We start from the raw sequence: 6645 nt of genomic DNA, 5'->3' as shown, positions 1-6645 counted from the left end.
GGTTCTTGTAAGATTGTCGGTATTTTTCTGTCACCTTCAGCCTTGCGTCGGACTTGGCTTTTTGATAATCCCGCCTCCTAGCAATACGTCACCATCATAGCAAACCGCTGCCTGTCCGGGGGTAATTCCAAATTGGGGTTCGTCAAAGGTAAACTTCACGCAATTTTCGTCAACCGGCAGGACGGTAGCTGGGGCGGGGGTCGATCGATAGCGCACCTGCACTTGGGCGCGAATGGGAGTGGTGGGGGGATCGATCGAGACCCAATTCATTCGCGCGACCGTGCATTCGGGCTGGTAAACGCGATCGCGGTCGCCGACGATTACCTGATTGCGTCCGGGATCGAGAGCGACCACGTACAGGGGGTGAGAGGCGGCAATTCCCAATCCTTTGCGCTGACCGATGGTGTAGTGGTGGATGCCGTCGTGCTGCCCTAAAACCTTGCCGTCGCCATCGACGATATCTCCAGTTTTCGGGGCGAGGTATTTATCTAAAAAGGTGCGCATGGAACCATGGGACTCGACAAGGCACAAATCCTGACTTTCAGGCTTGTCGGCCGTGCTCAACGCATATTGAGCGGCTAACGCGCGGGTTTCGGACTTGGGATATTCCCCCAAGGGAAAGACGCAAGCCTCGAGTAAGTCTTGGGTGAGGTCGTAGAGGAAATAAGATTGATCTTTGTTGCGATCGACCGCCCGTAACAACTGTACTCGACCGGTTTGGCTGTCGCGGTCGAGGCGAGCGTAATGACCCGTGGCAATGCGATCGATTCCTAACGTTTCGCGAGCGTAATGTAACATCGGGCCGAACTTCACCGCTCGGTTGCACTCGGAGCAGGGAAGCGGAGTAATTCCCCCTTCATAACCCGACACGAGATAATCGACGATATTACTTTGGAAAACATCCCGGCTATCGACGATGTGGTGCGGCACGCCCAATTGCTCGCAAATTCGGCCTGCATCTACCATACCTTCGGAGCAGCATTGACCTTTCCCCTTCATCAACCATAGGGTTAACCCCACCACGTCGTATCCTTGGTGGTGCAAAATGGCGGCAGCGACGGAACTATCGACTCCACCGGAAAGACCTACAACAATCTCGTTCATTTTCGCCGATCCGATTCGGACTCGGATATTGCTTTCCTTCTCGTATTGTGACATAGTATCGACCGCGTCCCGATCGGGGCGCGCGCATTCAGTCAAATCGAACGATAGGAGGTTTCAGGCGTGAAGCAATCCGATAGCTCTGGGACTTCCCGTTCTTGGGAATTGAAGCCCGCAGAAGAACCTTTGCAAACCATCGAGCGAGAACGCAATCTCCGGGCGGCTCGCATTGCGCTCGACATCGTAGAAACCCAGTGGGAACGAGTGTTAAGGGAACTCGATGCCTTGGATGTGGATTCAGATGCTCGAATGGCAGCGGCTCGTTTGGTGGGACAGTTTCAGATTCTCGATAAACTGGTGCAAGCCTTCTCTGAAGGCAGTTTGGGTTCGGACTACGAAATCGAAGCCCCCTGGCGACAAAAACTCATCGAGCGGGTGGTGGAAAGCTTTGAGTTGGATTTCAATCCGTCGTCGCCACCGCGTCGATACCGAGGACTTGCCGAGCAACTGGCCCATGCTTGCGGTTTGGAAGTCATTGAAGATTGACAACAGCTCTTGGGCAGCTTGGGAAAAACTTTAGTCATATCATGAGAACAATCAACAAAAATCGTCTCTTCTGGATGGGTGCTTCCCTCGGTCTGATTTTAGATCGGCTGACTAAATACTGGGTCGTGCAAAGCATGACCCTCTCCCAAAGCATTCCCCTTTGGTCGGGGGTTTTTCACCTGACCTACGTGACCAATACCGGAGCGGCATTTAGTTTGTTTTCCGGCAGCGTGTGGCTGCGCTGGCTATCGCTGCTGGTGAGTTTGGGTTTGATGGCCTTGGCGTGGTTCGGTCCGGGGTTGACACCCTCCGAACAAGCTGGATACGGTCTAATTTTAGGAGGTGCAATGGGCAATGGTATCGATCGCTTTGCCACGGGGGAAGTGGTAGATTTTCTCGATTTTCGGTTGATTCGATTTCCGGTATTTAACCTCGCCGATGTGTTTATCAACATAGGGATTATTTTTTTGCTGGTTGCCATGTGGCGACAGTCATCCGAAACCCAATAAGATCGGGTTCGGTGTAATACTTTGAAACATTTTAGATTCTAAATTCCCAACCTTTCCCATAACATTAAAGCCAGAAGTCGAGTTTAAATATTTGCTGTTGACGAATAGTTAAACGCAGACGATCGCGCACCCCAAAGCCATGACTTCACCACAGCCCCCGCAAAAACCGAACGCGAATCAACCCGATACCCAACCGCCCAAAACCTTTTTGGGGAAAATGACCCAGGTGGTCAAAAAGGCGGCGCGGGTGGACTTTAACAAACTCGCACTCAAGCCCGATGCCAGGGTTCCCGAGCTTTGGGTGCAAGCTGGAGACCAAAGTAAAGCCCAAGTTTATCCGTTGCTCGGCGATCGCTACTTACTGGGGCGATCGTCGAGCGCCTGCGATATCGTCGTTCGCAATGACAAGGTCAGTCAAACCCACGCTTCTCTTTCGAGAAATAGCCAGCAACCGCGAGCTCCTTTTACCATCAAGGACGAAAAGTCCAAAAACGGTATTTATCGGGGACGGCGGCGGATATCTGAAGTGGAACTGCATCACGGGGATATCTTTACCCTCGGGCCGCCGGAACTGGCCGATGCAGTGCGCGTTCAATTTGTCGATCCGCCGCCCTGGTACGTGAAAGCTTTTCGCTGGAGTCTTTATGGGGTCGGTGGCGTAACGGCACTGGTGGGAATTTGGATCGCCTACGAATGGACGAAAATTTCCGTTCGTCCCCTGCCGCGATCGGTCACCGGGCCGGTGGTAGTATATTCTCGCGACGGTCAGGCCCTGCGCCAGCAAACCCAAACCGCTCACATTGAGAAAAAGCGGTTGTCGGAGTTTTCCCCTTACCTCGCCGACGCGGCGATCGCTTCGGAGGATGGTCGCTTCAACTGGCACTTGGGCATCGATCCCCTAGGAATTCTGCGGGCGATCGCGACAAATATTCGAGGCGGCGGCATTCGCGAAGGGGGCAGCACCATTACCCAGCAGCTCGCTCGCAGTTTGTATCGCGATTACGTGGGCACGGCGGATTCCGCCGGTCGCAAGCTTCGAGAAGCGGTGGTGGCACTGAAACTGGAGACGTTCTACAGTAAAGACGAGCTACTGCTGCTGTATTTGAACCGAGTATTTTTGGGGCTGGATTTGTACGGTTTCGAGGATGCGGCACAGTTTTATTTCGGCAAGTCGGCGACGGATTTGACTTTGTCGGAGGCGGCGACGCTGGTGGGGATTTTACCGGCCCCGAATAGTTTTAACCCCATTCAGAACTATCAGTTGGCCGTGGAGTATCGAGATCGGGTCATCGATCGAATGCGGGCGATGGGAAAGATTTCCTCGGAGGAAGCCACTCGAGCGCGGCGATCGCGGATTGAAATCAATCCCAAAGCGTCGGAAATTCTCGAAAGCACGATCGCCCCCTATTTTTACGACCGCGTTTTCGCCGAACTCGAAGCGTTGTTGGGGGTGGGACTCGCGCGCGAGGGTAATTTCATCGTCGAGACGGGACTCAATACTCGCTTGCAAACCTTGGCTGAAAATACGATCGAAAGTGGAGTCAATACCCTCGGAGTCAGTGCGGGGTTTTCCCAAGGGGCGTTGGTTTCCATCGATACTCGCGATGGGGAAATTCTCGCCCTCACTGGCGGGGTGGATTACCAGGACAGTCAGTTTAACCGGGCCACTCAAGCTTTGCGGCAACCGGGTTCGACATTTAAGATGTTTGCCTACGCTGCCGCTCTCGAAGACGGATTTTCTCCCGGAAAGGTTTATTCGTGCGCCCCACTGACGTGGCGGGGTCAGTCCTTTAGCGGCTGCGAGCGTACCAGTGGCAGCGCGACGATGTACCAGGGGTTGGCTCAGTCGGAAAATGCGGTCGCCTTGCGCGTGGCTCAGGATTCAGGACTCGATCGAATGGTGCAGACGGCCCGACGGATGGGTATTACCTCCGACCTCAACCCCGTCCCCGGTTTGGTCTTGGGGCAAAGCGAGGTAACGTTGCTGGAGATGACCGGGGCTTACGGGGCACTGGCGAATCAAGGCTGGTTCAATCCGGCTCATGCCGTCCGTCGGATACGCGATAGCAGCGATTGCACCAACCCCAGTGACGTGCAAACCTGTCGGGTGATTTACGATTACGAGCAAGAAAGCCGCAACAGCCGTCGCGCCGTTTCTCCGGAGGTGGCATTTACAATGACGGAGTTGCTGCGGGGCGTGGTGCAAAATGGTACGGGAGCTAGCGCCTATTTAGGTCTGGATGGAGCTGGGAAAACGGGAACCACAAACGATGGGGTGGATTTGTGGTATATCGGCTATCTACCCAGCCGGGCGATCGCCACTGGGGTTTGGTTGGGCAATGATGACAATACTCCCACATCCGGCAGCAGCGCTCAGGCGGCTCGAGTTTGGAAAGACTATATGGGGCCGGCAGCGCAGTGAAGGAGACGTGGAGATGGGGAGAATAAAGAGTGCCCATTTTTTCGAATTGTCCATTACCTGTTCGCTACTCTCCCTGTCTCCTTTACTCTCAAACCCTACGCTATTCTTATGACTTTGCCCGTGGAGGCAGCTATGAGTGAAATATCGGCAACGGTAACAGATGCGATCGCACCTTTAGAAGAGGCAACGGCGACTGAAGAAACTTGGGAACATCCTCAACCGCCCCAAAATTTGCCCTATGACGATGGAGAACCTTTGGAAACCCCGCGCCACCGGACAGCGATGAATCTGCTCATCGCTTCGGCTAATGACTACCTAGCTCGAATTCGCTCCGATTTTTTCTGTGGGGGCAATATGTTTGTCTACTACAGTGAAGCTCAAGTTCGCAATAAAGATTTTCGCGGCCCGGATTTTTTTGCAGTACTTGACGTGGAGGGGGAAGACATACGCGATCGCAAATACTGGGCAATTTGGGACGAAACCGGGCGCTACCCGGATGTTATCGTCGAGCTGATGTCGCCGAGTACGGCGCGAATCGATAAGGTTCTGAAAAAAGATCTCTACGAACGCACGTTCAAAACGCGAGATTACTTTGTTTACGATCCCTACCAACCGGAATCCCTGCAAGGCTGGACTCTCGATGCCAATCAAACATACCAACCTTTATCTGCGAATGATCGCGGTTGGTTGTGGTGTCGGACATTGGAATTGTGGTTGGGGACTTGGGAAGGGACGGTTCAGCAGCAGTCGGCAACGTGGCTGCGATTTTTCGATCGCGATGGGAATTTAGTGTTATTGCCGTCAGAAGCTGCCGAAGCAGAACTGAACCGTACCGAAGCGGAACTGAACCGTACCGAAGCGGAACTGAACCGTACCGAAGCGGAATTAGAAAAGGAACGGCTCAAATCCCAGGCGATGGCGGCACACTTGCGATCGATCGGCATCGACCCCGAGCAACTTTAGATGAGCCATCCAGACAGGGTAATCCGCATTTTGGGGATCGATCCGGGGTTGGCAACGGTTGGATTCGGCGCGATCGAATGTACGAAAACGTCCGCAAATCTCGATCGGGTAAACGTTCTCGATTTTGGCATTATCAAAACTCCAGCCAAGGAGGAAATCGGACAGCGATTGAAAACGATTTACGAAGATTTGCACGCTGTCATTGATGAGTTTAAGCCGGATTTAGTGGCGGTGGAAAAGCTCTTTTTCTATCGCATGGGAAATACTATTTTAGTGGCTCAAGCGCGGGGAACGATCGTGTTAGTCTTGGCGCAGCGAAATGCGAACTGGGTGGAGTTTACGCCCGCACAAGTCAAACAAGCACTAACGGGATATGGAAACGCAAAAAAAGATGAGGTGCAAGAAGCCGTGGCGCGGGAGTTGAGTTTGGAGGTTCTCCCAAAGCCCGATGACGCGGCAGATGCCTTAGCGATAGCGCTGACGGCGTGGTATCGGGTTTAGCCTTAACAATTCACGACTCGAACCCGACGCTGCTGCAACATCCGATCGTACAATCCTTCGAGTTGGGTAATATTCTTGTCGAGGGTGTAGCGCTCCAAAACCCGCTGGCGAGCCTTATAACCCAGTAGGTTGGTTAACTCGGGATGATCGCGAAACAGGGGTAATAACGTCTGCAGTTGGGAGGTGACGTGTTGGGGATCGAGGACGACTCCCGCACCTTTGGCAAGCACTTCGCCATCAGCCCCCACATCGGTCGCCAAACAGGCCAAACCACAGGCCATTCCTTCAAGCAGCGACAGGGATAAACCTTCGACAGACGAGGGCAAAATAAAGACATCAGATCCCCGGAGGATATTAATCCGGTGCTGTTCGTCGGCGATAAATCCCAGCCAGAGGATGCCGTATTCCCCACCGTAGGCAGCCATCAGGGAAGGTGCGAGGGGTCCATCTCCCACCACGAGCAATTTGCTCGATGCACCTATGCGCGAATGCTTCCAAGCCTTGAGCAGGGCCTCGACATTTTTCTCGATCGCAATTCGACCTTGATAGACGAAAATGCGATCGGCATTCAGCTCTGCTTTCAAACTCGATGCGCCGGGAGAA

General features: G+C 53.5%; 7 protein-coding genes. 5 read left to right on the top strand and 2 right to left on the bottom strand.

Features of this window, described 5'->3' with window-relative positions; genetic code table 11:
* Nucleotides 1-36 precede the first annotated feature (36 nt).
* The gene (mnmA, locus tag IQ235_RS15145; RefSeq protein ID WP_264322279.1) at nucleotides 37-1158 is read right to left on the bottom strand and encodes a tRNA 2-thiouridine(34) synthase MnmA; all 1122 of its coding nucleotides are present in this window, start codon (nucleotides 1156-1158) and stop codon (nucleotides 37-39) included.
* A 66-nt stretch (nucleotides 1159-1224) separates the two neighbouring features.
* On the opposite strand from mnmA, the gene IQ235_RS15140 reads away from it, so the two are divergent.
* The 5 genes from IQ235_RS15140 to ruvC all read left to right on the top strand — a co-directional run bounded on the left by IQ235_RS15140 (nucleotide 1225) and on the right by ruvC (nucleotide 6042).
* Complete coding sequence (locus IQ235_RS15140; protein ID WP_264322278.1) at nucleotides 1225-1647, top strand: hypothetical protein; 423 nt, start codon at nucleotides 1225-1227, stop codon at nucleotides 1645-1647.
* A gap of 41 nt (nucleotides 1648-1688) precedes the next feature.
* Nucleotides 1689-2156 carry a signal peptidase II gene (lspA, locus tag IQ235_RS15135; protein WP_264322277.1) on the top strand — a complete coding sequence of 156 codons (468 nt, stop codon included), beginning with the start codon at nucleotides 1689-1691 and terminating at the stop codon, nucleotides 2154-2156.
* A gap of 139 nt (nucleotides 2157-2295) precedes the next feature.
* A complete protein-coding gene (locus tag IQ235_RS15130) occupies nucleotides 2296-4578 on the top strand; it encodes a transglycosylase domain-containing protein (protein ID WP_264322276.1) in 2283 nt (760 codons plus the stop codon).
* Nucleotides 4579-4710: 132 nt separating this feature from the next.
* Nucleotides 4711-5541 (top strand): Uma2 family endonuclease, encoded by an 831-nt coding sequence (locus IQ235_RS15125; RefSeq protein WP_264322275.1) that lies wholly within the window; start codon nucleotides 4711-4713, stop codon nucleotides 5539-5541.
* Nucleotides 5542-6042 (top strand): crossover junction endodeoxyribonuclease RuvC, encoded by a 501-nt coding sequence (gene ruvC, locus IQ235_RS15120; RefSeq protein WP_264322274.1) that lies wholly within the window; start codon nucleotides 5542-5544, stop codon nucleotides 6040-6042.
* 2 nt (nucleotides 6043-6044) lie between these two features.
* On the opposite strand, the gene IQ235_RS15115 is transcribed toward ruvC, so the two are convergent.
* The coding region (locus IQ235_RS15115) for a glycosyltransferase family 4 protein (RefSeq protein ID WP_264322273.1) at nucleotides 6045-6645 on the bottom strand (601 nt) is incomplete at its 5' end.

The sequence above is a fragment of the Zarconia navalis LEGE 11467 genome (assembly GCF_015207075.1).
In the GTDB taxonomy this organism is placed as follows: domain Bacteria; phylum Cyanobacteriota; class Cyanobacteriia; order Cyanobacteriales; family Geitlerinemataceae; genus Zarconia; species Zarconia navalis.
The sequence above is the reverse complement of the archived record's forward strand: the minus strand, read 5'-3'. Positions and strand labels throughout refer to the sequence as shown.

Excerpts from the sequence above, each read along its gene's own strand:
- mnmA (WP_264322279.1), bottom strand. The coding sequence starts at position 1,158 with ATGTCACAATACGAGAAGGAAAGCAATATCCGAGTCCGAATCGGATCG.
- lspA (WP_264322277.1), top strand. The coding sequence starts at position 1,689 with ATGAGAACAATCAACAAAAATCGTCTCTTCTGGATGGGTGCTTCCCTC.
- IQ235_RS15130 (WP_264322276.1), top strand. The coding sequence starts at position 2,296 with ATGACTTCACCACAGCCCCCGCAAAAACCGAACGCGAATCAACCCGAT.
- IQ235_RS15125 (WP_264322275.1), top strand. The coding sequence starts at position 4,711 with ATGAGTGAAATATCGGCAACGGTAACAGATGCGATCGCACCTTTAGAA.
- ruvC (WP_264322274.1), top strand. The coding sequence starts at position 5,542 with ATGAGCCATCCAGACAGGGTAATCCGCATTTTGGGGATCGATCCGGGG.